The 27,000-nt window shown below is 42.4% G+C and carries 27 protein-coding genes and 1 other annotated feature; of the genes, 25 read left to right on the forward strand and 2 right to left on the reverse strand.

The window, feature by feature from the left end; translation table 11 throughout:
- Positions 1 to 76: 76 nt before the first annotated feature.
- The 24 genes from ACZ9AO_RS04980 to ACZ9AO_RS05095 all read left to right on the forward strand — a co-directional run bounded on the left by ACZ9AO_RS04980 (position 77) and on the right by ACZ9AO_RS05095 (position 23,362).
- Complete coding sequence (locus ACZ9AO_RS04980) at positions 77 to 1,396, forward strand: NfeD family protein (RefSeq protein ID WP_476108645.1); 1,320 nt, start codon at positions 77 to 79, stop codon at positions 1,394 to 1,396.
- Positions 1,397 to 1,452: 56 nt separating this feature from the next.
- On the forward strand, positions 1,453 to 2,436 hold the full coding sequence (floA, locus tag ACZ9AO_RS04985) for a flotillin-like protein FloA (protein ID WP_370023731.1): 984 nt from the start codon (positions 1,453 to 1,455) through the stop codon (positions 2,434 to 2,436).
- 22 nt (positions 2,437 to 2,458) lie between these two features.
- The gene (locus ACZ9AO_RS04990; RefSeq protein ID WP_063594186.1) at positions 2,459 to 2,953 is read left to right on the forward strand and encodes a hypothetical protein; all 495 of its coding nucleotides are present in this window, start codon (positions 2,459 to 2,461) and stop codon (positions 2,951 to 2,953) included.
- Between the two features lie 127 nt (positions 2,954 to 3,080).
- Positions 3,081 to 3,365: a sporulation protein YqfC gene (yqfC, locus tag ACZ9AO_RS04995; protein ID WP_034308511.1), complete on the forward strand. Its 285-nt coding sequence runs from the start codon at positions 3,081 to 3,083 to the stop codon at positions 3,363 to 3,365.
- A 15-nt stretch (positions 3,366 to 3,380) separates the two neighbouring features.
- Complete coding sequence (gene yqfD / locus ACZ9AO_RS05000; protein WP_476108590.1) at positions 3,381 to 4,568, forward strand: sporulation protein YqfD; 1,188 nt, start codon at positions 3,381 to 3,383, stop codon at positions 4,566 to 4,568.
- A 3-nt stretch (positions 4,569 to 4,571) separates the two neighbouring features.
- Entirely contained in the window at positions 4,572 to 5,534 is a 963-nt protein-coding gene (locus ACZ9AO_RS05005) for a PhoH family protein (protein ID WP_034308506.1), read from the forward strand.
- A gap of 189 nt (positions 5,535 to 5,723) precedes the next feature.
- Positions 5,724 to 7,889 (forward strand): HD family phosphohydrolase, encoded by a 2,166-nt coding sequence (locus ACZ9AO_RS05010; RefSeq protein ID WP_048685713.1) that lies wholly within the window; start codon positions 5,724 to 5,726, stop codon positions 7,887 to 7,889.
- Positions 7,886 to 8,362 (forward strand): rRNA maturation RNase YbeY, encoded by a 477-nt coding sequence (gene ybeY, locus ACZ9AO_RS05015; RefSeq protein WP_251539639.1) that lies wholly within the window; start codon positions 7,886 to 7,888, stop codon positions 8,360 to 8,362. The genes ACZ9AO_RS05010 and ybeY overlap by 4 nt, the downstream gene beginning before the upstream one ends.
- The gene (locus ACZ9AO_RS05020) at positions 8,340 to 8,717 is read left to right on the forward strand and encodes a diacylglycerol kinase family protein (RefSeq protein WP_063594184.1); all 378 of its coding nucleotides are present in this window, start codon (positions 8,340 to 8,342) and stop codon (positions 8,715 to 8,717) included. The genes ybeY and ACZ9AO_RS05020 overlap by 23 nt, the downstream gene beginning before the upstream one ends.
- A gap of 39 nt (positions 8,718 to 8,756) precedes the next feature.
- Positions 8,757 to 9,155, forward strand: coding sequence for a cytidine deaminase (locus ACZ9AO_RS05025; RefSeq protein WP_048685709.1), 399 nt, complete (start codon positions 8,757 to 8,759; stop codon positions 9,153 to 9,155).
- Positions 9,148 to 10,077, forward strand: a complete 930-nt coding sequence (gene era / locus ACZ9AO_RS05030) for a GTPase Era (RefSeq protein WP_034308493.1) — start codon at positions 9,148 to 9,150, stop codon at positions 10,075 to 10,077. The genes ACZ9AO_RS05025 and era overlap by 8 nt, the downstream gene beginning before the upstream one ends.
- A gap of 99 nt (positions 10,078 to 10,176) precedes the next feature.
- Entirely contained in the window at positions 10,177 to 10,320 is a 144-nt protein-coding gene (locus ACZ9AO_RS05035; protein ID WP_476108591.1) for a YqzL family protein, read from the forward strand.
- Positions 10,321 to 10,353: 33 nt separating this feature from the next.
- Complete coding sequence (gene recO, locus ACZ9AO_RS05040; protein ID WP_034308490.1) at positions 10,354 to 11,106, forward strand: DNA repair protein RecO; 753 nt, start codon at positions 10,354 to 10,356, stop codon at positions 11,104 to 11,106.
- Positions 11,107 to 11,164: 58 nt separating this feature from the next.
- Positions 11,165 to 11,341, forward strand: a binding site (T-box leader).
- A 97-nt stretch (positions 11,342 to 11,438) separates the two neighbouring features.
- Positions 11,439 to 12,335: a glycine--tRNA ligase subunit alpha gene (glyQ, locus tag ACZ9AO_RS05045; RefSeq protein ID WP_476108592.1), complete on the forward strand. Its 897-nt coding sequence runs from the start codon at positions 11,439 to 11,441 to the stop codon at positions 12,333 to 12,335.
- Complete coding sequence (gene glyS / locus ACZ9AO_RS05050) at positions 12,322 to 14,391, forward strand: glycine--tRNA ligase subunit beta (RefSeq protein WP_476108593.1); 2,070 nt, start codon at positions 12,322 to 12,324, stop codon at positions 14,389 to 14,391. The genes glyQ and glyS overlap by 14 nt, the downstream gene beginning before the upstream one ends.
- A 161-nt stretch (positions 14,392 to 14,552) precedes the next feature.
- A complete protein-coding gene (gene ccpN / locus ACZ9AO_RS05055; RefSeq protein ID WP_034308483.1) occupies positions 14,553 to 15,191 on the forward strand; it encodes a transcriptional regulator CcpN in 639 nt (212 codons plus the stop codon).
- Between the two features lie 28 nt (positions 15,192 to 15,219).
- On the forward strand, positions 15,220 to 16,029 hold the full coding sequence (locus ACZ9AO_RS05060; RefSeq protein ID WP_048685721.1) for a pyruvate, water dikinase regulatory protein: 810 nt from the start codon (positions 15,220 to 15,222) through the stop codon (positions 16,027 to 16,029).
- A 512-nt stretch (positions 16,030 to 16,541) separates the two neighbouring features.
- The gene (locus tag ACZ9AO_RS05065; protein ID WP_048685719.1) at positions 16,542 to 16,997 is read left to right on the forward strand and encodes a YaiI/YqxD family protein; all 456 of its coding nucleotides are present in this window, start codon (positions 16,542 to 16,544) and stop codon (positions 16,995 to 16,997) included.
- A gap of 51 nt (positions 16,998 to 17,048) precedes the next feature.
- Entirely contained in the window at positions 17,049 to 18,854 is a 1,806-nt protein-coding gene (gene dnaG, locus ACZ9AO_RS05070; protein ID WP_476108646.1) for a DNA primase, read from the forward strand.
- Between the two features lie 35 nt (positions 18,855 to 18,889).
- Positions 18,890 to 20,023, forward strand: coding sequence for an RNA polymerase sigma factor RpoD (rpoD, locus tag ACZ9AO_RS05075; RefSeq protein WP_034308477.1), 1,134 nt, complete (start codon positions 18,890 to 18,892; stop codon positions 20,021 to 20,023).
- Between the two features lie 170 nt (positions 20,024 to 20,193).
- A complete protein-coding gene (locus ACZ9AO_RS05080) occupies positions 20,194 to 20,748 on the forward strand; it encodes a hypothetical protein (RefSeq protein ID WP_251539637.1) in 555 nt (184 codons plus the stop codon).
- Between the two features lie 206 nt (positions 20,749 to 20,954).
- Positions 20,955 to 21,323, forward strand: coding sequence for a cytochrome c550 (gene cccA, locus ACZ9AO_RS05085; RefSeq protein ID WP_034308472.1), 369 nt, complete (start codon positions 20,955 to 20,957; stop codon positions 21,321 to 21,323).
- Positions 21,324 to 21,539: 216 nt separating this feature from the next.
- Positions 21,540 to 22,247, forward strand: coding sequence for a tRNA (adenine(22)-N(1))-methyltransferase (locus ACZ9AO_RS05090; protein WP_063594180.1), 708 nt, complete (start codon positions 21,540 to 21,542; stop codon positions 22,245 to 22,247).
- Positions 22,244 to 23,362 (forward strand): Nif3-like dinuclear metal center hexameric protein, encoded by a 1,119-nt coding sequence (locus ACZ9AO_RS05095; RefSeq protein WP_202186373.1) that lies wholly within the window; start codon positions 22,244 to 22,246, stop codon positions 23,360 to 23,362. The genes ACZ9AO_RS05090 and ACZ9AO_RS05095 overlap by 4 nt, the downstream gene beginning before the upstream one ends.
- 47 nt (positions 23,363 to 23,409) lie before the next feature.
- Here ACZ9AO_RS05095 and ACZ9AO_RS05100 read toward each other — a convergent pair whose 3' ends face one another.
- Together ACZ9AO_RS05100 and vrrA are read right to left on the reverse strand one after the other, a co-directional pair.
- Positions 23,410 to 24,354 carry a 4-hydroxy-3-methylbut-2-enyl diphosphate reductase gene (locus ACZ9AO_RS05100; RefSeq protein ID WP_476108594.1) on the reverse strand — a complete coding sequence of 315 codons (945 nt, stop codon included), beginning with the start codon at positions 24,352 to 24,354 and terminating at the stop codon, positions 23,410 to 23,412.
- A 126-nt stretch (positions 24,355 to 24,480) separates the two neighbouring features.
- Positions 24,481 to 25,167, reverse strand: a complete 687-nt coding sequence (gene vrrA, locus ACZ9AO_RS05105) for a VrrA/YqfQ family protein (protein ID WP_476108595.1) — start codon at positions 25,165 to 25,167, stop codon at positions 24,481 to 24,483.
- Between the two features lie 519 nt (positions 25,168 to 25,686).
- Between vrrA and ACZ9AO_RS05110 the strand changes: the two genes are divergently transcribed.
- Positions 25,687 to 27,000, forward strand: coding sequence for a DEAD/DEAH box helicase (locus ACZ9AO_RS05110; protein ID WP_063594177.1), 1,314 nt, complete (start codon positions 25,687 to 25,689; stop codon positions 26,998 to 27,000).

The raw sequence follows: 27,000 nt of genomic DNA on the forward strand, positions 1-27,000 counted from the left end.
CTGAATTTACTGGTAAGTTCCTGGATAATGGGACACTTACCGCGTTTAATACGGGAAAGGGGGCGTTCCGTTGAAAATTTGGCGTTATTTATCTGTACTCCTATTTGGATTGCTGTTCACCATGTCTTCCTTTGGTGGAGCGACGGTATCTGCAAACGAGAAGATCGTTTACCATGTACCCATTGAAGAAACGGTGGAAAAGGGACTCTCGGCCTTTTTGGAACGAGCACTGACCACTGCTAAAGCAGCAGATGCAGATCTTGTCGTTTTCGAGGTGAATACCCCTGGAGGTGCTGTGGATGCAGCAGGGGAAATTGCAAAGTTACTGGCGGATTCACCAATAAAGACAGTTGCCTATGTCAATAACAGGGCTTTATCTGCAGGGGCATACATTTCTTTAAGTGCGGATGAGATCTATATGGTTCCGAGTGCCACCATGGGATCTGCAGCTGTGATTGATTCAACAGGGAACGCTGCAAGTAAGAAAGCGCAATCTTATTGGTTGGCTGCCATGAAGACTGCTGCTGAACAAAATGGACGTGATCCCATATACGCCCAGGCGATGGCGGATGTTGACATCGATCTACCCGAATATGGAGCGGAAAAAGGGAAGTTGCTGACATTTACAGCCGAACAGGCAAAAAAGGCTGGGTATAGCGAAGGCACTGTCTCTGGAAAAGCGGAGCTGTATAGTATACTTGGGGTTGAAGATGCTGATATTCGGTCAATCGAAGAAAGCTTTCCTGAGAAGCTAGCCCGCTTTTTGACCAACCCGATCGTCGTTCCCATTTTATTAACGATAGCGGGAATCGGGATTGTGATGGAATTGTTTTCACCCGGCTTTGGAATTCCGGGCGTAATTGGAATCACCAGTCTTGTCTTATTCTTCTATGGTCATCTTGTCGCCGGTATCACCGGATACGAATCGTTAGCGCTGTTCATCATTGGGGTCATTCTCGTACTAATTGAATTTTTTATCCCAGGGGGGATTATCGGGCTGCTCGGGTTTACAGCGGTAGTGGGGAGTCTATTTCTCGCGACAGGTGATCCGGTCCATATGACGATCTCCTTGCTAATTGCGGTCACCGTATCCATTTTGGTATTCATCCTACTTGTAAAGGTGTTTGGAAAACAGATGAAATTTTTCAGGAAAATGATATTAACCGATGCAACAAAAACGGAACAAGGATATGTCAGCAATCCGAATCGTTTGGATTTATTAGGTGTAGAAGGGAAGGCCCTTACAGATTTGAGGCCTTCAGGAACAGCTTTGGTCAAAGAAGAAAGAGTGGATGTCGTGACCGAAGGAAGCTTTATTTCCAAAGGTTCGACAATCATTATCGTTAAAGTTGAAGGATCAAGGGTAGTCGTCCGGGAAATTCCGGATTCAAATTAAAATTAAAGGATACAGGAAGGATGAATCATTAAGTGATAACTTCAGGAACGGTATTTATTGTACTGGCAGTGATTGCTGCTATCATCGTATTGGCAGTGTTTTTCACATTCGTACCAGTCATGCTATGGATTTCCGCTTTAGCGGCAGGAGTCAAAATCAGTATATTTACATTAGTTGGGATGAGGCTTCGCCGTGTTATACCAAGCAGGGTCGTCAATCCCCTTATCAAGGCCCATAAGGCTGGAATCAATGTTTCAACGAATCAATTGGAGAGCCATTACCTTGCAGGCGGTAATGTCGATCGAGTGGTGAATGCATTAATTGCTGCAGAACGCGCCAATATCACGTTACCTTTCGAACGGGGTGCAGCCATTGACCTTGCCGGTCGTGATGTATTGCAAGCCGTTCAAATGAGCGTTAACCCGAAAGTGATCGAAACTCCATTCATCTCAGGTGTAGCGATGAATGGTATTGAAGTGAAAGCAAAGGCAAGGATCACGGTCCGGGCCAATATTGAACGCCTGGTCGGTGGTGCCGGTGAAGAGACGATCATTGCCCGTGTAGGGGAAGGGATCGTATCGACGATCGGTGCTTCGCAAATGCATACGGATGTACTGGAACATCCCGATTTGATTTCAAGAACGGTTTTATCGAAAGGGTTGGATTCAGGGACGGCATTCGAAATTCTTTCCATTGATATTGCTGAAGTGGATATCGGTAAAAATATCGGGGCCATATTACAGACGGACCAAGCCGAAGCCGATAAGAAAATAGCCCAGGCAAAGGCCGAAGAACGACGTGCGATGGCTGTTGCACTTGAACAGGAAATGGTTGCCCGTGTTCAGGAAATGAGAGCGAAGGTTGTTCAATCCGAAGCGGAAGTTCCGCTGGCCATGGCCGATGCACTTAAAAGCGGAAACCTTGGAGTGATGGATTATATGAATATCCAAAATATCACGGCCGATACGGATATGCGCGGTTCCATCAGTAAAATATCCGAAAATCCAAAAGATAACAACAATAACCATAATAATAATTAGGTCAGGGAAGGAAGGTCTTTAAATGGGAGATTTTATTGATTTCTTTCTCAAGAACCCATTCCTTATCATTGTCTTGATCGGTATTTTAACGTCCATGTTAGGAAAGAAAAAACAGCCTCAAGATCCTAACACCCCTCCGAAAAAGAAATGGCAGGAGGTCATGCAGGAGCTTCAAGGTGAAATGCAGCAAGGGAATCAGCAGCAAACGCCTGCACCTGCTCCTGTAAGGAAAGTCGAACAGCAGGCAGCACAGGCTGCAGAAGTGATCGATGAGACGACGAACGAAGCGAACAAAAGGATTGCGGAGCTTAGACGGCTGCAGCAGAAGTACGATCAAGAGCGTTTGTATCAAAAAGCGAAGGCAGATCAACTTACTTCAACGATTGCTGATAATAACAGTCCGGTCTATCGCAAAGGACCTTCTTTTGGCAAAAAGCAGCTGATTGATGGCATCATCATGTCAGAAGTGCTGGGACCGCCAAGGGCGAAGAGAAGTCTTCAGAGGTCCAGAAGGTGATTCGGAGCTCCGGGCTTTTTTAGACCTTCATTAAATGAGCATGAAAAAATAGACTTTCATTCACTTATAATTTTGTGCTAGAACCCTCTTTCATTTCATACATTGAGATGAAAGGGGGTTCTTTTTTATGGCACGCAATTGGGGAAAAAAAGTGAAACAGCTTATGACCAAAACAATGGACCTTCCGCAAGATGTCATGATGGACCTGCCGCGAATTACAATGATCGGACAATTACATATTTATATTGAAAACCATCGTGGCTTATTGGCTTTTACAGACAGCGAAGTACGATTGATGCTGAAAAATGGGCAGTTGCTGATAAAGGGAAATGCCTTTGTCATAAAGACGATTTTGCCGGAAGAAATCATGCTCGAAGGCAAAATTGACAAGGTTTATTTTATCAATGAATGATCCCGGGAGGTCTCCATGAAAAACCAATGGACAAACTATTATACAGGCTATGTAAAGGTGAAGGCTTATGGAAAAGGTGCAGAACGGTTAATTAATATGCTGACGAGAAGGGGGCTTCATATCTGGGAAGTGAAGCGTGTCGGAAGTGAAGCCCTGATTTTCCATATGGATATCAGGGATATCCCCAAACTACGTCAGGTCATGCGTAAGAGTGATTGTAAAGTAAAGTTCATGCAGGGAAAGGGTTTCCCTTTCCTGATGAAGAGAGTCATGAAAAACAGCGGGTTTTTAGCGGGGATGATCGCTTTCCTGCTATGTATATTTGTACTTTCCAACATGGTATGGGGCATCGAGGTTCAAGATGCCAAACCGGCAACCGAGCATGCCATCCGGAAAGAATTGGACAAGATGGGCGTGAAAATCGGTAAAGTGCAATTCTTTGTTGATGATGTGGATACGATTCAGCGTAAGCTGTCGGACCGGATTGGTGCATTGACATGGGTGGGGGTCGAGCTAAAGGGAACGACATATCATTTTCGGGTTGTGGAAAAACGGCAGCCTAAAGAGGTCGAGAAAACATCTCCACAGAATTTGGTAGCATCAAAAAAAGCGATCATCGCTGATATGTTCGTTGAAAAAGGACAATCTATTGTTAATGTGAATGATTATGTAGGAAAAGGACAACTTCTTGTTTCAGGATTGATTGGTAAAGAGGATAAACAGGAAATTGTATCCGCAAAGGGAGTAATAAAAGGGAAAACGTGGTATAAAGCGAAAGTGGAAGTTCCGTTAAAAACCAAGTTTTCTGTTTTTAACGGAGATGAAACCAGCAAGCACTTTTTGAAAATGGGGGGCTTTTCCCTTCCGGTATGGGGCTTCAAGGATCCGGGATATGAAAAACAGGAAAAGGAAACGACAGTGAGGCCTTTTCACTTTCTTCAATGGGAACTGCCGATTTCTTATAAACAAGTGACCTTAAGGAGCAAGGAAGATATTGTACGAAGCTATACGGAGAAAGAAGCGGTGGAGGAAGGCAGGAAAATGGCTAAAGCGGAATTAAAAAAACATTTAAACGAGGAAGATGAAATCGTCGAAGAAAAAATTTTGCACGGAAGCATGGAGAATGGTAAAGTTAAATTGTCTATACATTACCAAGTTATTGAAGATATAGCGATTGGACAGCCAATCATTCAAGGAGACTAACGAATGGCAGATGATGTGAAAGTAATTAAGCTCGAAATCGAATCACCCAATGAAGCGATCGCGTTATTGGGCAATGGGGATTCAAATGTAAAAGTGCTTGAAGAGGAACTTGGCATTTCCGTCATAACCAGAGGTGAAGCGGTGAGTGTTGCCGGGGATATCGAGCGGGTAACGATGGGGGAAGAGATCCTCAAGGCATTATTGACTGTAGTCAGAAAAGGAATTGCAATCAGTTCCAGAGATGTGCTTTATGCAATTGAATTGGCAAGAAAAGGCACATTGGAGTATTTCGGTGAATTATATGATGAGGAAATCGCCAAAACGGCTAAGGGGAAATCCATTAAAGTCAAAACAATCGGGCAGAGATACTATATCCAGGCAATTAAGAAACAGGATCTTGTATTTGGAATTGGGCCTGCCGGAACCGGGAAGACCTATCTTGCTGTGGTGATGGCCATCAATGCTTTGAAAAATGGACATGTAAAACGGATCATCCTGACACGGCCTGCCGTCGAAGCAGGGGAGAGCCTTGGTTTTCTGCCTGGTGATCTGAAGGAAAAGGTAGATCCTTATCTAAGGCCGCTGTATGACGCTCTCCATGACCTCCTAGGGATGGAACAGACGCAAAGGATGATAGAGCGCGGAACGATCGAAATAGCTCCCCTGGCTTATATGAGGGGCCGTACGCTTGAAGATGCCTTTGTCATATTGGATGAAGCCCAGAATACGACGGAAGCCCAAATGAAGATGTTCTTGACCAGGCTTGGTTTCGGATCGAAAATGGTCATTACGGGAGACCGGACCCAGATTGACCTTCCAAAAGGCATGAAGTCAGGTCTTGTCCGGGTAGAAGAGATATTGAAGAATGTTAAAGGCCTTTCCTTTGTTTATTTTGAACAAAGTGATGTAGTAAGGCATCCGCTTGTCGCTAAAATCATTACTGCTTACGAGCAGGCGAAGTCATAAGAAAAAATCCGCCATTTCAATCGGCGGATTTTTCGTGATGTGTCTAAATGACGAACTTTATGGTGAAAAAGTGGATATGAAATGACAGAACCTTTACATTTATCAATACGAAGGTGAAAATTCATATGAAAACTGTTATGATTTTACATATCTAGAATAATAAACATCATTTTTTTAGGAGGACCTTCCTTGAATCGTATCCAGAAATTTTTCACTCAAATAAAAGGGCTGTTGGTCCATCGTTTTTTTCAAGTGCTTTTGTTCATCATACTTGGTTTGTTTGCGTATGGTTTAATGTTCTCCAATGTGAAGCCGGAAAGGGTTCAAGTAGAGCTTTTTAAGCCTGCGGAACAAACGATCCGATCAACCAAAACTGTGGAAGATACCTATAAGACGGAACAGGAAAAAGAAGAGATTTCAAAACAGGTGGCGGATGTTTATTCTTTAAAAAAAGAATATGCCAAAAATAAAGTCGATCTGATTTCATCCATTTTCGATTCAGCGATTGAGGTGAATAAAGAAACGGACCCCGATGAAGATCATAATGAAGATGGGGATAAAAAAGAGACCGTAAAGACGGATGCTCAAAAAGTTTCGATATTAAAAGAAAAATTGACTGATGAAGTGAATAAAAATATCGAGGAATCCGTTTTCCTTGCATTAGTGCAGGCGGATGAAGATGAGTTGAAAATAGCGAAGGATTCGACCATTACGGCAGTGAATAATGTGATGAGCTCCCGAATCGCTGCAAGTGACGTCGAAAATGCCAAGAAAAAGGTTGTAGAGGAATTAGGGTATATGAGCATTAGCGGCGATATGAAAAAAGCCTCTACTTCCCTTGCGCGTACGGCAATCATTCAGAATGTATTTTTCGATAAGGACAAAACCGAGGAACAGCGAAGGAAAGCGGTTGAAAGCGTGGAGCCAATCAGGATCCTTCAAGGTCAGATCATCGTTGAAGAAAATCAGTTAGTGGACAGAGATGTATATAGGCAGCTTGAACTGGCAGGCTTCTTAAATACGGAGTCTACCATTTACCCGTATATCGGCCTGCTGTTATTCATATTCCTGACTTTTGCCGCTTTTTATTACTATTTCTACTATTCCGTTTCCAAAAAGGATAACAAGTACAATCAGTTATTGATCTTCAGTCTTGTCTTTATCCTTTCAATGGCTACCATGAAAACGGTCAGCATACTGGCAGACCTGAAAAACTCGAACTTGGAATACATTTTTCCGGGTGCCATGGCGGCGATGCTCATCAAGATATTATTGAATGATAGGTTAGCGGTAGCGATGATCATATTGTTAGGTTCGTATGGTACGATTATATTTAATGGTGATACACCTGGAAATCTGGATTTCTCGATGGGGCTTTATATCATTTTCGGGGGATTGACGGCAATCATTATCCTATCCAGGCCAAATTTCAAATCAAAGGTGCTGGTAGCGGGGCTGCTATTGTCTTTAATCAATATGGCATTTGTTTTTTCGCTCATCTTTATTATGGACAGCCATTATACTAGAATGGAGTACTTGTATTATGCTTCTGCTGCCATAGGTTCTGGAGTGGGTGCAGCCGTTTTGACAATGGGCTTGTTACCGTTTTTCGAGGCTGGTTTCGGGATTTTATCATCGATTAAGCTTATCGAGCTCGCGAATCCCAATCATCCGTTATTGCGGAAGATCTTGATTGAGGCTCCGGGGACATATCATCATAGTGTAATGGTCGCCAATTTGGCGGAATCAGCTTGTGAAGCCATCGGCTCGAATGGCTTGCTGGCAAGGGTCGGCAGTTATTATCATGATATCGGTAAAACGAAGCGGCCGCACTTCTTCATCGAAAATCAGATGAGTGAAGAGAACCCGCATGATCGGCTTCAGCCGGAAACGAGCAGGGATATCATCATTTCCCATGCTGTAGATGGCGGGGAAATGCTGCGCAGTCACAAATTCCCGAAAGAGATTGTGGATATTGCAGAGCAGCATCATGGGACCACATTATTGAAATTTTTCTACCATAAGGCAAAAAAACAGGATGAGGCCACACTCGAGGCGGCCTATCGATATCCCGGGCCGAGGGCGTTAATGAAGGAAGTGGCCGTCATCGGCATAGCCGATAGTGTGGAAGCTGCAGTGAGATCGATGAAGCACCCAACTCCGGAGAAGATTGAAGAGCTGGTAAGTTTCATCATTCAGGACAGGATTTCTGATGGTCAATTTGATGAATGTGACATTACTATGAGAGAATTAAGTATCGTGAAGCATTCCTTATGTGAATCGCTGAATGGTATCTTCCACTCCAGGATTGAATATCCGGAGCCGGATAAATTAGGACAGAAGGTGAAAGAATGATTTTAGCTATCGATTTAATGGATGAAACGAATGAAGTAACGGAGGAAGCTCAGCAGCTTGTTGAAAGCATTCTTCAATTTGCGGCAAGAAAAGAAAACATTGAAAAAGACACCGAGCTGTCTGTTTCATTTGTAGACAATGATAGGATTCGGGAAATCAATAAAGAATATCGTCATAAAGATTCAGCTACAGATGTCATTTCTTTTGCGCTTGAAGAAATGGGAGAAGATGAAGTGGAAATTGTCGGAGCGGAAATGCCCCGCATGTTAGGGGATATCATCATTTCCATTGAACGCACGAAAGAACAAGCTGAAGAATATGGTCATTCATTTGACCGGGAACTTGGATTTTTAGCACTGCATGGTTTTCTTCATTTATTGGGATTCGACCACATGAATGAAGAAGATGAAAAGGTGATGTTCACAAAACAAAAGGAGATCTTGGAAGAATATGGACTTTCAAGAGAAGGATAAAAAAAGGTATCCTTTATTAAAAAGTTTCTCTTTTGCCTGTCAGGGAATTTTGGAGGCTGTTCGGACTGAACGCAATATCAAGATTCATTTCGCGTTAACGGCAATCGTCGTATTCTTTGGTTGGCACTTCTCATTGAATGGGATGGAGTGGCTTTTCATTTTGGCGGCCATAGCCGGTACGATTACGTTGGAGCTCGTTAATTCCGCGATTGAAAGGGTAGTGGACCTGGTAACGGACCAAATCCATCCGCTTGCCAAGCAGGCAAAAGATATTGCAGCCGGAGCTGTATTCATATATGCTATATTTTCTATAATAGTTGGATTGATTATCTTTTTGCCTAAGGTTGGCCTGTAGGTTGCCGAAATGGTACTCAATTTGAAAGGAAGATGTGAATTGAATACAAAAGAATTGATTGAGGAAGCTAAAAAAGCAAGGGATAAAGCTTATGTGCCTTACTCCAAGTTTAAGGTGGGTGCAGCCCTTTTAACCGCTGATGGAAAGGTCTATCATGGTTGTAATATAGAAAATGCTGCATACAGCATGTGTAATTGCGCCGAAAGGACAGCTTTATTCAGCGCTTATGCCCATGACGATAAAAAATTCACCAAACTTGCAGTCGTGGCGGATACCGATGGTCCCGTCGCTCCATGCGGGGCATGCAGGCAGGTTATTTCAGAACTGTGCGAAAAGGATATGCCGGTCGTTTTGACCAACTTACATGGGGATATAAAAGAACTAACAGTACAGGAATTGCTTCCAGGAGCTTTTTCACCGGAGGATTTAAATGGATAAACTATTTGACGATACACAAGTAAAAGGTTACAAATCAGGTTTCATTTCAATAATTGGACGACCTAATGTAGGAAAAAGTACATTTCTGAATCGGGTCATCGGTCAAAAGATCGCCATTATGAGTGATAAACCGCAAACTACAAGAAATAAGGTCCAGGGTGTACTTACGCAAAACGATTCACAAATGATTTTCATCGATACACCCGGCATTCATAAACCAAAGCATAAGCTTGGCGACTTCATGATGAAAGTGGCAACGAATACATTGAAGGAAGTCGATTTGATTCTCTTCATGATCAATGCGACTGAAGGATACGGACGCGGGGACGAGTTCATCATCGAAAAACTTCAATCCGTAAAAACGCCTGTTTTCCTGGTCGTAAACAAAATCGATGCGATGCATCCAGATGATTTACTTCCGATCATTGAAAAATACCAACAGCTTTACCCTTTTGCAGCAGTCGTTCCGATTTCTGCGCTTGAAGGAAATAATGTGGATACTCTGCTTGAACAAATCAAAGAGCATCTGCCTGAAGGTCCCCAGTTCTATCCAGCTGACCAAGTGACCGACCATCCGGAACGTTTTATCATTTCCGAATTGGTCCGCGAGAAGGTACTGCACCTGACACGGGAAGAAATTCCACATTCAGTGGCTGTTGTCATCGATTCAATTAAAAAAATGGACAATAGCGACACCATCAATGTCATGGCGACTATCGTTGTCGAACGGGATTCACAAAAAGGCATTGTCATCGGAAAGCAAGGGAAAATGCTTAAAGAAGTCGGCAGCCGTGCCAGGGTGGATATCGAAAACCTATTGGGTTCTAAAGTTTTCTTGGAACTGTGGGTGAAGGTACAGAAGGATTGGCGTAACAAAGCAAGCCAGCTTCGCGATTATGGCTTCAATGAAAGCGAATATTAATTAACAAAATTTACGCATCATGAAAGTTAGGAAAACGGTCAAGCTAATCATATGGTCGGATATTCATATTGCTAGTTAAAAATGAAAGGTGGGCTTTATATGTTGGATTTTACCTGGGAATTATTCTCTGAAACAGGTAATGTGGACACCTATTTGCTGTTTAAGGAGATAGAAGTCGAGAGACAGGAAAGACACTTGGGATTGAATGATGAGCTAGCAGAAATTGATTTTCCTGTTTCATAGGTTAGCCTTGGCGAGCATGGGTGGTGTCTTGGTATGCTCCAAAAATGTGAGGGCATTGTCATAAGGCGAACTGCATATGGAGAAAATAACAAAATCATTACTATATATACCCGTGAGCTAGGGAAAATTGGCGTCATGGCGAGAGGGGCCAGTAAACCTAACAGCAGGCTTTCAGCCGTCACACAGCTTTTTTGCTCCGGGTATTTTCTTGTAACCACATCAACCGGACTCGGCAGTCTTCAGCAAGGCGAAATGGTCGATTCACTCCGTTTCATAAGGGAGGATCTTTTTGCCACCGCTTATGCTTCATATATTGTTGAATTGCTTGATAAAAGCGTCGAGGATAAGAAACCGAATCCATATTTGTATGAATTGCTTTCGCAAACTTTGCATTACATAAACGAGGAATATGACGCGGAGGTTTTGACATTCATTTTTGAAATGAAGATGCTGCCCGTCAATGGGATTAACCCAGTGCTGAATCAGTGTGCAGTATGTGGTGAAACGGAAGGGGAATTCTCTTTCTCGCTTCGGGAAGCGGGCTTTATCTGTCACCGCTGTCTGGGGAAAGACCCTTATCATTTTAAAATTTCACCTGCAGCCGTCAAATTGCTTCGGATTTTTTATTATTTAGATTTATCAAGGCTCGGAAACATTTCCGTCAAGCCTGAAACGAAAAAAGAACTGCGGAAGATCATCGATGCATATTATGAGGAATATTCCGGTCTGCTTTTGAAATCAAAAAAGTTCCTGAAACAGATTGATACGATGAAAGATATGTTTTAGGTCCTGACCTATTGACATTCCATGCTAGTTTGTATAAAATTCTAATCATCAAAATAAGAAGATTGCGTTGATGGAAAAGAGTATCTGTCATTCTCCATAAAAAGCGAACCCGGGACGGTGGAAGCCGGGATATGGATTTACAGGGAAGGGCGTTTCCGGAGCATGTTGCTTTGAAAAGAGGCCGTTTTGTAAACGGCAATTAGGGTGGAACCGCGGGTATACTCTCGTCCCTATGCATTTCGCATAGGGACGGGAGTTTTTTGTTTGCCAAAATGTAATGGGTTTCCGACCTTTAATCTTAAAAAGCCGTTTAAATAACCTGGAGGTGTACGATGAATATTCAAAATATGATTTTAACGTTACAAAAGCATTGGTCTGAACAAGGCTGCATATTGATGAATGCTTATGATGTCGAGAAAGGGGCAGGAACGATGAGCCCATACACGTTCCTGAGAGCCATTGGACCGGAGCCTTGGAGCGTGGCTTACGTAGAGCCTTCCCGCCGTCCTGCTGACGGTCGTTATGGTGAGAACCCTAATCGACTGTATCAGCATCATCAGTTCCAAGTGATCATGAAGCCGTCGCCTGACAATATCCAAGAGTTGTATTTGGATTCATTACGTGCTTTAGGGATAAATCCGCTCGAGCATGATATTCGCTTTGTGGAGGACAATTGGGAAAATCCATCCCTAGGGTGTGCCGGACTCGGTTGGGAAGTGTGGCTTGATGGAATGGAAATCACGCAATTTACATATTTCCAACAAGTGGGCGGCCTTGAGTGTAAACCGGTTTCCGTGGAAATTACATACGGGATCGAACGTCTCGCCTCTTACATTCAAGATAAGGAAAACGTATTTGACCTAGAATGGACAGATGGATTCACTGTTCGCGACATATTTGGTCAGCCGGAATACGAACATTCGAAATATACGTTCGAAACCTCCGACCTTGACATGCTTTTTCAGCTTTTCACGATGTATGAAAAGGAAGCGCATCGACAAATGGAAGAAGGACTTGTACATCCTGCGTATGATTATGTTTTGAAATGTTCCCATACATTTAACCTTTTGGATGCCAAAGGTGCCATCTCGGTGACGGAAAGAACGGGTTATATTGCCCGGTGCCGTAATTTAGCGCGTAAGGTTGCCAAAACCTTCTATGAAGAGCGGGAAAAATTAGGCTTCCCGATCCTGAAAGTGAAAGGGGATAATACAAATGAGCAAGCGTGATTTGTTATTGGAGATTGGATTGGAAGAGCTGCCTGCCCGTTTTGTGACAGCATCAATGAAACAGTTGTCAGATAAAGTGCAGCAATGGCTAACGGAAAAAGCGATAGAATTCGGGACGGTTGAAGCTTTTTCCACACCAAGACGTTTGGCCGTATTGGTGAAGGACGTGGAAGAATCCCAAAAGGATATCGAAGAAGAGGCAAAAGGTCCGGCCAAAAAAATCGCGTTGGACAGCGAAGGCAACTGGTCTAAAGCAGCATTGGGATTCGTCAGGGGTCAAGGCATGACTTCAGAGGACATTTATTTTAAAGAACTCAAGGGTGTGGAATATGTCCATGTGAATAAATTCATAAAAGGACAGCAGACCGTTCAGCTTTTATCTGAGCTTGCTGAAATCATCAGCGGCATGACGTTCCCGAAAAATATGCGCTGGGCCAATCAGGAGCTCCGCTTCGTCCGTCCGATTAAATGGCTGATTGCCTTATTTGGCAATGAAATAGTGCCATTCAGCATTGCTGATGTGGAAACGGGCCGTGAAACAAAAGGACATCGTTTCTTAGGCAATAGCGCCAGCATCGAGCAGCCGCAATGGTACGAAGATACGCTGAAAGAACAATTTGTAATGGCAGATCCAGATAAACGCCGGCAAGTTATATTGGATCAGATTAAAGAGCTTGAGCAGGAGAAAGGCTGGATCATCCCTGTCGATGAAGATCTGCTTGAAGAGGTAAATAATTTGGTAGAGTATCCAACGGTGTTATTTGGACATTTTGAAGAAGAATTCCTTGAGCTTCCTGCTGAGGTACTAATCACATCAATGAAGGAACACCAACGTTATTTCCCAGTTAAAGATCAGGAAGGGAACTTGCTTGCTTACTTTGTAACCGTGCGCAACGGCGATGACCGCCATTTGGATAAGGTTTCTAAAGGTAATGAAAAAGTATTGCGTGCCCGCTTATCGGATGCAGCATTTTTCTATAAAGAAGATCAGAAAAAAGAGATTTCGGATGCTTTGAAAAAGCTTGACAGCATCGTTTATCATGAAGAAATCGGTACATTGGCCGAGAAAACTGCCCGGGTAACTGAAGTGACCGGTGCCCTTGCGGATGCTTTGAATTTAAAGGCGGAAAAAGAAATGGCGCTTCGTACAGCGGCAATTGCCAAGTTCGATTTGGTAAGTAATATGGTTTATGAATTCCCTGAATTGCAAGGGTATATGGGTGAAAAATATGCTCTCTTAAAAGGGGAAGCCAAAGAAGTGGCCGCAGCTATCAATGAACATTATATGCCAAGGCATGCGGATGATGATGTACCGCCTTCAGTCATTGGCGCGGTTGTGAGTTTGGCTGAAAAAATTGATACTTTGTCTTCGTTCTTCGCTATTGGCGTCATTCCGACAGGTTCCCAGGATCCTTACGCATTAAGAAGGCAGGCGAGCGGTGTCGTCCAAATTCTAGCTGAGAAGAAATGGAATATTTCATTAGAGGAGCTTATTGTTTTAGGTCTTAAAGGACCGGAATCAAAAGGTATCTTAAAACGTGATCTTGAAGAAGTTAAAACGGACATGTTCACATTCTTTAAAGCTCGTGTCAAACACATGCTTCAAGAACAGCAAATCCGTTACGATTTGATTGACGCAGTTTTGTTCAATGAGATCGGTTATATCCACTCAATCGTGGAACGTGCACATGTATTGGATGCGAAGAAAGAAGAAGCAGGCTTTAAGGAAAGCCTGGAAGCTTTAAGCCGGGTCATGAACATTGCCGTAAAATGTGACAATCAGGTGACAGTCGATCCTGCTGCCTTTGAAAATGATCAAGAAAATGCGTTATATGTAAAATATCAAAAAGTGGCAATGCGTTATATGGAATCTAAAGATGAGAATGAGCGGTTTGAAGAGCTTGTTTCGCTTCAATCGGAAATAGAGTCATATTTCGAGAATACAATGGTCATGGCAGAGGATGAAGCAATCCGCAACAACCGTTTATCCTTAATGAAGGAAATCAGTGATTTGGTTGCAGGTTTTGCTGCCATGAATAAAATCATCCTTACATGATCGAAAGGGTGTATGGTATCGGAAACCCTTTGAATATGGGTTTCCGATTTCTTAAAAAGATAAATGGTCAATAAATAGGACAAAAATGCCCTAATTATATTATTTAGTATATAATTATTAAATGAATAACTTTTGTTACTTTACTCTGCGAAAGCAGTGGGGTGGTGATTATAATCCAATTGAATAAGCGTCAGGAACAAATTTTACAAATTGTAAAAGAAAACGGACCGATTACTGGAGAACATATTGCGGATAGATTGAATCTTACCAGGGCGACACTTCGCCCGGATTTAGCGATTTTAACGATGGCAGGTTTTCTTGATGCCCGGCCCAGAGTGGGGTATTTCTATACAGGCAGGTCAGGGACACAGCTTTTGACAGATAGCCTTAACCATCTTTATGTACGGGACTACCAATCGATACCTGTCGTCGTTGACGAGGGCATTTCCGTATACGATGCAATCGTCATGATGTTTTTAGAAGATGTCGGAACAATGTTCGTCGTCGATAAGCATGCATTGCTTGTTGGTGTCTTATCAAGGAAAGACTTATTGCGTGCGAGTATTGGGAAACAAGAGCTTAACTCCATTCCAGTCAATATCATCATGACTAGGATGCCCAATATTACAATGTGTTCAAAAGAAGATCTTTTGATTGATGTTGCAAAAAAACTGATTGATAAACAAATCGACTCATTACCGGTCGTCAAAGACACAGAAAAGGGCTATGAAGTAATTGGAAGGATTACAAAAACCAATATTACGAAAGCATTCGTAGCTTTGGCTGATGAAGGCTATTAGGGGGCTTGCAAAAGGAATGACGGAGAATATGAACGGTTCTATTATATATGTTGTATCGGATTCAGTAGGGGAAACAGCGGAATTGGTCACAAAAGCCGCTGCAAGCCAGTTCTCGGGATCTGCTTTTTCAATAAAGAGAATTCCGTATATTGAAGATGAACAAAACGTGGATGAAGTGATATCACTGGCTAAGTTGGACGGGGCTATCATTGCTTATACTCTGGTGAAGCCAGCTATTAGAGCGTATATGAAAGCACAGGTCGAGAAAGAAAACCTGGCTGCTTATGACATTTTAGGGCCGCTCATGGACATCCTTCAGGAAAGGGCGCCAAAAGGGCCGCTTAATGAACCTGGTCTGGTAAGAAAGCTGGATGATGACTATTTCAAGCGTGTGGAAGCCATTGAATTTGCTGTAAAATATGATGATGGACGTGACCCTCGCGGCATTTTACGCGCAGATATCGTCCTTGTGGGTGTTTCACGCACTTCCAAAACGCCATTATCACAATATTTAGCCCACAAACGCTATAAAGTGGCGAACGTACCTTTAGTGCCTGAAGTGGAACCGCCAGAAGAGCTGTTCCTGGTACCTCCTGAAAAATGCATTGGTTTAAAGATCAGCCCGGAAAAGCTGAACCATATTCGTAAAGAACGATTAAAGTCTCTTGGGCTCAATGATCATGCCATTTACGCAAATGTGGAGCGCATAAAAGAAGAATTGACATACTTTGATACAATCATATCAAGGTTGAATTGTCCTATCATTGATGTAACCAATAAAGCTGTTGAAGAAACAGCCAATTTGATCATCAATATCCTTCAAAATAAAAACCGTTGATCCCTAAATTAAGGCAAATCAAAATGTGAGCTAGACACTTTATGTGTCAGCTCACATTTTAATGCCAAGGTCAAATAAGGGATTAATAAGAATAAATTCAAAATAATTACATAAAATTCCTCTTAGTTTCCTCGTGCAAATCCATTGATTTGCATGAAAACACATTCGGAATTTAAATGTTGGCATCTTCTAATTAAATAGACTATAATAAAAAATTGTGAGAAAAAAGTAATCTTAAGGTTTAGACTTAATTAATAAGGAATAAACTAAAGGTTAATGAGATGTCAAGGTTTTTATCATAAAAATAATTCGACATGTTCCGTATAATTCAGGAGGGGCTGGTCTTTTTCAAGGCAAATGAGGTGCTTTCACTTGAATAAACAGGTATTCTTTGAAGAATAATGTTTGCTCCTTTAGAGGGAACGCTCTGAATCAATGCTGGAAATTCACCATATCTTCATAAAGTTTAGGGGAGAAAAAGGATTATGCAGAAAGATGTAGAATTAGAAGGTATGAATAATAAACCTACGATACACGTCGATGCCGATGCATGCCCGGTGAAAGACGAAATCCTTCATTGTGCAAGTTTGCACGAAATTGAAGTCTGTTTTGTTGCATCATATAAAAATATGATGAATAACCCTGAAGGTAAATGGGTATATGTCGATGCAGACAAAGAAGCGGCAGATCTTTATATAGTAAACTCAGTAAAAAAGGGTGATATTGTCGTTACTGCAGATATTGGTTTGGCTGGGACACTGCTTCCTAAAAACGTTTATGTCCTTTCGCCAAGGGGAAAAGAATACACGGAAGAGAATATTTTCATGCTCTTGGATATGCGTTATCAGTCGGCTAAACTCCGCAGGCAGGGTAAGCATACGAAAGGGCCAAAAGCATTCACAAAGGAAGATCGTATATGTTTTACAAATAAACTTATGAAAACATTGTCGAACTTTGCAGGGAATTAGGAAACAGTATCGAATAAGAAACTATCACCAATATTGCAAGGTGGAAAAATGATAAATGGCCGTATAGAAGATGAGAAAATTAATCAAATTCGTGAAGCTGTTGACATTGTTGATTTAATTGGGGAGTATGTCCAGCTGAAGAAGCAGGGACGCAATTACTTTGGCCTATGTCCTTTTCATGGTGAAAACTCGCCCTCGTTTTCCGTTTCAACGGAAAAACAAATCTTTCACTGTTTCGGTTGCGGGGCAGGCGGAAATATTTTTACCTTCTTAATGGATATAGAAGGCTACAGCTTTGTGGAATCTGCAAAAGTTTTAGCTGAAAAAGGAAATGTTCCTTTGGAAGTTGAAATCAATAAGGATTCCAAGCGTTCCAACATGCCGGCAGGCGCTCAGCAAATGGTTGAAGCCCATGACCTGCTGAGGAAGTTTTATCATCATCTCCTCGTTAATACGAAAGAGGGGCAGGATGCTCTCGAATATTTACTTAAACGAGGGTTTACTGAAGAGACGATAGAAAAGTTCCAAATTGGCTACTCTTTGGATTCATGGGACTTCGTGTCCAAGTTTCTTTTAAAACGCGGGTTTCCAGCGGAATACATGGAGCAGGCAGGGCTTATTATTTTCAGGGAAAAAGACGAGTCATATTTTGACCGTTTCAGAAATAGAGTCATGTTTCCAATTATGGATCATCAAGGAAATACGATTGCGTATTCAGGAAGAGCGATGGGGGACGATGAGCCCAAATATTTGAATAGTCCTGAAACGCCAATCTTTAATAAAAGTAAAACTTTATATAATTTCCATCATGCAAGACCACACATACGTAAGAAAGAACAAGCAGTCATTTTTGAAGGCTTTGCCGATTGCATTTCAGCAGTTGGCGCAGGTGTGGAGAATGCGGTCGCTACAATGGGCACTGCCCTGACGGACCAGCATATCCAGCTTTTAAAAAGAAATACTGACCAGATACTTATTTGCTACGATTCGGACTCAGCGGGATTGAACGCTGCCAATCGTGCAGTTAATATGCTACAGGACCATGAGTTTTCCGTGAAAGTCGCTCTCATGCCTGATAACCTGGACCCCGATGACTACATAAAGGAATTCGGTGAAAAAAGCTTTGTTTCTGAAGTAATAGGGGCCAGTTTAACCTACATGGCATTCAAAATGCATTATTTGCGTCGAGGGAAAAATGTAAATAATGAAGGAGATCGAATTCAATATATCGAAGAAGTCCTTAAAGAAATTTCGCGATTGCCAAATGCAGTGGAGAGGGATCATTATCTCCGGCAGCTATCCTCTGAATTTTCCCTTTCATTGGATGCGCTGGAACAGCAGCAGCGTCAGGTGTTCTTTACGGAACGCAAGAAGGGGACATTGCCTCAGCCAGCAGCCCAAAAGAAAATGGCCCTGCAGTATGAGCATAAGTTAAAGCCTGCTCACCATAATGCTGAAATGAAGTTGATTGCCCATATGCTGAAAAGCAGGGATATGACTTTCAAAATTCAGCAGTTGCTTGGGCAAACGGTCTTTCATGTAGATGAACATCAGGCAATCATCACCTATTTATATGCGTTCTATGAAGATGGACACGAACCGGATACAAGCTTTTTCCTTACTTATTTACCGGATCCAAACTTGAGAAGGATCGTTTCGGAAATAGAAATGATGTCAGTGAATGAGGAAGTTACCGATAAAGAACTGACCGATTGTATAAATCAAGTGTTGAAATATGAAAAGTTGTTAAAGATAAAAGAAAAACAAGTTGAAGAAAAAGATGCAGTTAGACGAAGTGATTATGTCACTGCTGCACAAATTGCCATGGAAATCATTAAATTGCGTAAAATGTTGTAGTCGTTTAGGTGTAAGTCCTGGAAGGAGGGGAACTAATGGCTGAAAAACCAGCACGTTCCAAACAAGTTGATAATGAATTTAGCCTTGAACAGGTGAAAGAAAAATTACTAGAGCTAGGTAAAAAACGAGGCTCTTTGACTTTAGAAAAAATCGCTGAAATGATTGGCGGTTTTGAGTTGGATTCCGATCAAATGGATGAGTTCTATGAGGTGTTAGCAGAAAACGGCGTCGAAATACTCACTGATGGTGAGGAAGACGAAGATGAAGATGATCCAGATGAGAAGAAACTTGCAAAAGAAGAAGAGTTTGACTTAAATGATTTAAGTGTTCCTCCTGGCGTAAAAATTAATGACCCAGTACGCATGTATTTAAAGGAAATTGGTCGGGTCGACCTTTTATCGGCAGAAGAGGAAATCTCTTTGGCGACGAGAATTGAAGATGGAGATGAAGAAGCGAAACGCCGTTTGGCAGAAGCTAACCTACGTCTTGTTGTCAGTATCGCCAAGCGTTATGTCGGACGCGGAATGCTTTTCCTTGATTTGATTCAGGAAGGTAATATGGGACTTATCAAAGCTGTGGAAAAATTTGATTATCGCAAGGGATTCAAATTCAGTACGTATGCAACATGGTGGATTCGCCAAGCGATAACCCGTGCCATTGCCGACCAAGCAAGAACGATCCGGATACCGGTGCATATGGTGGAAACCATCAATAAATTGATTCGTGTCCAAAGACAGCTTCTTCAGGATTTAGGACGTGAACCTTCACCGGAAGAAATTGCGGAGGATATGGACCTGACTCCCGAAAAAGTTCGTGAAATCTTGAAAATAGCTCAGGAGCCTGTTTCATTGGAAACGCCAATAGGTGAAGAAGACGATTCACATTTAGGTGATTTCATTGAAGATCAGGATGCGACTTCCCCATCGGAGCATGCAGCATATGAACTATTGAAAGAACAGCTTGAAGACGTATTGGATACTCTTACTGACCGTGAAGAGAACGTCTTGAGACTTCGCTTTGGACTTGATGATGGCCGCACCCGTACACTTGAAGAGGTAGGTAAAGTGTTTGGGGTCACCCGCGAGCGTATCCGTCAAATCGAAGCGAAGGCGCTGCGTAAACTGAGACATCCAAGCCGCAGCAAACGCTTGAAAGATTTCCTTGAATAGAATATATGCCCTTAACAGAGCCCTCTTTGAATGCCCAGCGTTCGGGAGCGGCTCTTTTTTTTATTTCGATGTAAAAATATCCTATTAGGAACAATAGTTATCCATTTTTCCAAATAACAGAAACAAATTTAAGACGTTAAAAAGAAGATCATCATGAGGATGTGAGATTCATGGATGAAATGAGAAAGAAAATCATCATTCAAGAAATATACTCCTGGAAAGAAAGTCGTATGCTTCCGGAGCAATATTGTAATTACCTGCTTGCATTATACGGTCAAGGTGAACTTCCGCCATCAAAATCGAATGATGAGACCGCGAGCAAAAAAAACGACATCTTTTTCGGAATGTTGATTGGAACCTGTTTTGCATTTATTGTATTTTTGAATTATTTTACTGAAATAACCATAAGAATGCAAATGCTTATGACAACAATTTCAATACTTGTCTTTGGGCTGGCAGTCCGCCGCTTAAAAGGCAGGAAGGTCATTTTTCAGATGGCGTTGATGGGGATGGTACTATCATTGCTTTTATTAACTGTCAGTTTGGCGGAATTCATGGCACCCGGCAAAGCGGGTATCCTTTATATTTTCTTATTCATTAATTGCGGGCTCTGGATTTTATTGGGCAATAAGCTGAAGCTGCTCCATTTTTCCATAGCGGGAAGCCTTGGGGCACTGGTCACTCTTTACTTTTTATTAATAGGACATTCCAGCGGTTTTAAATAATGATTTTTGGGTATTATGAAACATATGTAAGAAAAAGTAAAATTGTTTGGAAATATACATAAGTTTTTGACAATTTTAAGAAATTATATAATATCTTCTATTTTTGGGCTTTTACTTGAAACTCTTTTCAAGTAAAATAATATATAGTTGTTTGTATATAATATTAAATATGGTAAGTTTAGGTTCTACATAGGGGAGGAAATACTATGAATCGCAATCCAGTAATGCCTTTTATTATTATCATGGTTTTTGGTATTGGACTTATGTTTTTACTTTCGTTTAAAGGTTTGGGTGATGCCAAAGATCTTGCTAAGGAAAAAGAGGGCGGCGAAAAGACAGAAGAAACAGAAAGTGCCTCAGCATCACCTGAGGACATTTATAAGCAAAACTGTATCTCTTGTCATGGTGACGCCTATCAAGGCGGTGTCGGGCCTGCGCTAAAAGGAGTTGGCGATCGCCTGTCGGTGGACGAGGTTAAAGACGTGATCACTAATGGACGAGGTGCAATGCCGCCAGGTTTAGTCGAAGAACAGAACATTGACGCCATGGCCGAATATATTCATGGACTGAAATAATTCATGAAACTGACTCAAGAAATCGTTGGAAAGCGAACTTTTTGAGTCAGTTTTTCATTTATTCAGAAAAGGAAGAATCCAGATGGCAGTTTTTCTTTTGCCCATGATAGAAAGGACCCTATTTCTCCTTTCTGTAATTTTTCGATTGAACTTGGTATAATCGAATGGGAAAGTAATTATAGCAAGACATTATTTGAATTAAGAGAGTTGATAAATATGAATCATGAAAAACTATCGATGAGATTAGAACGTGTTGCCATACATATACCAAAAGGAAGCATCCTAGCAGACATAGGATCAGACCATGCTTACTTGCCGTGCTATGCGGTGACAAACGGCTTGTGTGACAGCGCCATAGCAGGTGAGGTTGTAGAAGGACCCTATCAGTCAGCACGCAAGCAAGTGGCAATGACGGGTCTTGGAGACAAGATAGAGGTCCGTAAAGGAGATGGGCTTGAAGTATTGAATCCCGATGAAGCGACATGCATTACGATTGCAGGCATGGGAGGGACTTTAATATCAAGTATATTGGAAAGCGGAAAAGCGAAACTCGGCAAGGCAGAAAGGCTAATCCTTCAGCCTAATGTCGGTGCAGCGAATGTTCGCAGCTGGCTAATCGAAAACGGCTGGGAACTTTGTGGAGAGGAGATCCTTGAGGAAGATGGGAAAATCTACGAGATCTTAATTGCCAAAAAAGGAGACCCGCTCCGCCCATATGGTATAAACAAGCAAACGGGCCTCACTTTCGGTCCATTCTTAATAGAGCAATTCAGTGATATTTTCATAAAAAAATGGCAGCTTGAAAAAAAACATCTGGAGAGAATCATCGAACAATTGGATGAAAGCGGAAGAAGCGGACTGGAAACGAAGCGCAATGAATTGAAATCCCAAATTTCAGTAATCGAGGAGGTGCTAAAAGGTTGAAGACAGTGAATGGTCACAAAATCATTGAGATGTTTGAACAATTCTCCCCAAAGCATTATGCAATGGAGGGAGATCCAATCGGGCTGCATGTCGGGCAGCTAAATAAGCCGGTTACTAAAGTGCTGATTGCCCTTGATGTGCTGGAAGAGGTTGTAGACGAAGCGATTGAACATGGCGTGGAATTGATCATCGCCCACCATCCGTTAATTTACAGACCAATGAAAAGGATTGATACAAACACAGCTGGAGGCCGCATCATTGAAAAGCTGATCAAACATGATATCGCTGTTTATGCTGCACATACCAATTTGGATGTTGCTAAGGGCGGAGTGAATGATTTACTTGCCGAAGCGCTTCAATTGCAGGACACAGAGGTATTGATTCCAACCTATGAGACAGCTCTTAAGAAATTGGTCGTATATGTTCCAAAGACCGACGAACAAAAGGTGAGGGAAGCCCTGGGCAAGGCAGGGGCCGGAGCGATCGGGAACTACAGCAATTGTTCGTTTTCAGGGGAAGGTACCGGACGCTTCTTGCCAGGTGAAGGCAGTGAACCGGTTATCGGCTCTAAAGGAAAGCTTGAAGAAGTAGCTGAAATGCGGATTGAAACGATATTCCCGGAAAATATCGAGAAGAAAGTGCTAGCTGCGATGATTAAAGCCCATCCATATGAAGAGGTTGCTCACGATATATATAAACTGGAGAATAAAGGGGAGTCACTTGGCTTAGGAAAGATTGGTGTACTTGCCGAAGAAATGACACTTGAACAATTTTCCGAACATGTGAAGCGGACACTCGATGTTGAAAAGGTGCGTGTCGTTGGAGATCTGCAAAGTCCGATAAAAAAAGTGGCCGTTTTGGGCGGAGACGGCAATAAATACTTTACGACAGCAAAATTCAAGGGTGCCGATGTTTACGTTACAGGTGATATGTATTACCATACAGCCCATGACGCGATGATGATTGGATTGAATATCGTCGATCCCGGCCACAATGTTGAAAAGGTGATGAAAAAAGGGGTGGCACGACTTCTTGAAAGAACGTGCCGCGAAAAGAACTACGATGTGGAATTCATTCCATCCAGGCTGAATACAGACCCATTCCGCTTCATTTGATAAACACGAAAAAGGCAGCCCTAGTGGCTGCCTTTGTATTTGTGCAATCATTTCTTCACTTTAATTTTAGGTAAAATTTTATGCAATGGCGTTTTCTTTTCGGTATTCCAAGTCGATTCATCATTTGCTTTATATTGTTCTAGAAATGCGATAACTTCCTTCGTGATCGGCGTTGGTGTAGAAGCCCCCGAAGTGACGGCAACCGTTTCTGCATCTTTTAGCCATTCAAGGTTCAGCTCGGAAATGTCAGCGATTCGATAAGCTCTCGTGCCGGCAATCTCTTGGGACACTTGTGCAAGACGGTTTGAATTATTACTCTTAGGGTCTCCGACAACGATTAATACATCTGCTTCGCCAGCTTGCTCGGCAACGGCTTCTTGACGAACCTGTGTCGCTAAACAAATTTCCTTATGGACTTCGGCATGTGGAAACTTTTCCTTGACCTTATCCATGATATCCAAAACATCCCATTGGCTCATCGTTGTTTGATTGGTGACGATGATCTTATCACTATTCAAAGTCAAGGCTTCCACATCTTCATCCTTTTGAACCAGGTGAACGACATCGGGAGCAACTCCGACAGCACCCTCAGGTTCCGGATGGCCTTTTTTGCCAATATAAATGATTTGATAGCCTTCCGCTTGTTTTTCCCGAATTAAGTCATGTGTTGCTGTAACATCGGGACATGTTGCATCAAGCGTCACAAGCCCTTTTTTCTCAGCGATCTTCCTGATCTCAGGTGAAACGCCGTGAGCAGTAAAGATGACGGTTCCGCTGTCCACCTGTTCGATGATATCGTTGCGGTTGCTGCCGTCCAACGTGATGATGCCTTCTTCTTCAAACGCATCCGTCACATGTTTGTTATGCACGATCATTCCTAAAATGTAAATGGGACGTGGCAAGGTTTTATCTAAAGCCGCATTTCGGGCGATGACCATGGCATCGACAACGCCATAACAATAGCCGCGCGGGGAAATTTTAATCACTTTCATCTATGTGTCCTCCTTCAAGGCAAGAAACTCTCACTTTTTATACCTTTCTATTATATAAGACCATAGATGATATTACAAAACATCATATTTACATAAAATCAGTTATTGGTAAATTTTTTGTAGCTCTTAAATATAAAGCTTTGGACCTGAGGATCTTTTCCTTTTGGTTTCGGGACGAACTGGGGCGGTGGGGTTAGCTTCTATAGCTTTTTCTTTTTTCTTCGAATCCGTTTTTACCTCACTGTTTTCTTGTGCCCCAACCGCGGGCTCGCTTTCAACGGAAGCTCCCTCGTCCTTGGTCTCATCGGCTGATGATATGCTTCGGAAAACTTTCCACATGGAAGGCAGGTTTTTAATCACTGGTCCGTATTGTTCCACCATAGGCGTGAATTGTTCCGCCGCTTGCAACACCTTTTGCGTGTTGGAAAGCATATTATTAAGGGAATGGGGGTTTTTTAATGTTTCTAAGATACCGCCTCCGCTGCTTCTTGAAGAACTTTGGTTAGTGGAACCCGCTGGCGCAAACAAATTTGGAGAAGCTGCTTTTTGTTTCGACTTACCGAGTATTTTTGACAATAACCCTTCTTTCTTTGCTGGCGGCATTTCCTGCCGCTGCTGTTGGTTGAAAGGGCCGCGGAAACCTTGAGGTCCCTGTGGCACCTGCTGTCTGTTTGGAATCATCGGCCGCTGCATCTGCTGATAAGGATGGGGAATTTGCGGTGACTGCCTGAATGGAGCAGGGGGCTGCTGCCTCCTTCGGCCATTGGGTGGCGGAAAACCGGGTCCGGGTTGACGATTTCTATTTGGGAACATAGGTTTCACCTCCTCAGATATTATATGCTGGTGTTATCTTCTATATAAATTATGCAACTCGACAAAAAAGGTTTGAGGAAAGAGTGACTGGGCAGTTGTGAAGTAACCGGAAAGAAGGTAAGATGGTAACGGTAGTCTTTTAGCTCCATGTCTGCGGGGGATACGCTATGACCAGGACAGGGGCTTTTCGTTTGCAAGAGTCCATTTTAAGAGAACTAACCTCAGCGCTTGCGCTTTTGTGATTAGAGTGAATGGGGATATCGGAAAAGGTGTGACATTCCTATTGGGGGACAATCCCTATTTTCTTCATGAGCAACCCAGGCGCTTGCGCTTTTTGTGTAATCCAGCTTCAGCGCCTAGCTCGATGTGAAAAAGAGGATTGCCCTCACAAGGCAAAAAGCGCCTTATGGGACAATCCCTATTTTCTTCACGAGCAACCCAGGCGCTTGCGCTTTTTGTGTAAAATTTATTATAATAACAGGACATGTCTTATGACTGACAGGATAAAGGGGTTTTTTGATGAAACAAAATCAATTTGAACGATTTAATTTGAAAAGCTACATTCTAGATGCGGTTCGTACTTTAGGGTTCGATAAGCCGACGGAAATTCAAGAGCGCGTGCTTCCGTCGCTTTTAAAGGGAAGTAGCTTAATTGGACAGTCGCAGACAGGTACAGGAAAGACACATTCCTATTTGCTGCCGATCATGAACAGGCTTGATGCTGGTAAAAATGAGGTTCAAGCGATTATTTCCGCACCAACCCGTGAGTTAGCGAACCAAATCTACAAAGAAGCTTTGAAAATTGCTGACCATTTCCCTGAGGATGAGCAGATTCAAGTCCGTTGTTTCATCGGTGGTACTGATAAACAGCGAATGATCGATAAATTGAAGACACAGCCGCAATTGGTAATTGGTACGCCGGGCCGGATCAAGGACTTGGTTGAAGCCCAGGCATTACAGGTGTATACAGCAAAAATGCTTGTGGTCGATGAAGCGGATCTTATGCTAGACATGGGATTCATAGAAGATGTCGATTTATTTGCATCACGTATGGCTGAAAAAATTCAAATGCTTGTCTTTTCGGCAACCATCCCAGAAAAATTGAAGCCGTTTTTGAATAAATATATGGAGAATCCAAAGTATGTACAGGTAAATCCCAAACAGGCGACCGCTTCGAAAATCGAACATGTTCTCGTACCGCTTCGCCACCGGAACAAAGAGCAGTTACTTCATGACATCATCGTTCGTTATAATCCATATTTGGCGATCATTTTCACGAACACAAAGAAAATGGCGGACCATGTGGCTAATTCCTTGATCGAAAAAGGGTTGAATGTCGGCCGTATTCATGGGGATTTAACGCCTCGTGAGCGTAAAAAAATGATGAAGCAAATCAATGATTTGGAGTATCAATTCATCGTTGCGACTGATCTGGCTTCCCGTGGAATCGATATTGAAGGTGTAAGTCATATCATTAACTATGAATTGCCTTCAGATTTGGATTTTTATATCCATAGGACGGGAAGGACGGCTCGTGCAGGATATTCAGGCATTGCCACTACCATTTACGATACTTCCGATGAAGATGCATTGAACCGCCTTGAAAAAATGGGCATCGAGTTCCGTGATGCCGATATCCAAAACGGTGATTGGGTTGATATCGACGAGCGTAATAAACGGAAAAACCGTAAAAAACAAAAATCTGATATCGATGTTAAAGCGAGCAGGCACATTAAGAAGCCAGCTAAAGTCAAGCCAGGATACAAGAAGAAAATTCAACGAGATGTGGAAAACTTTAAAAAACGCGAACGTCGTATACAGAGAAAGAAATAG

This window comes from Peribacillus sp. TE19612, assembly GCF_056279465.1.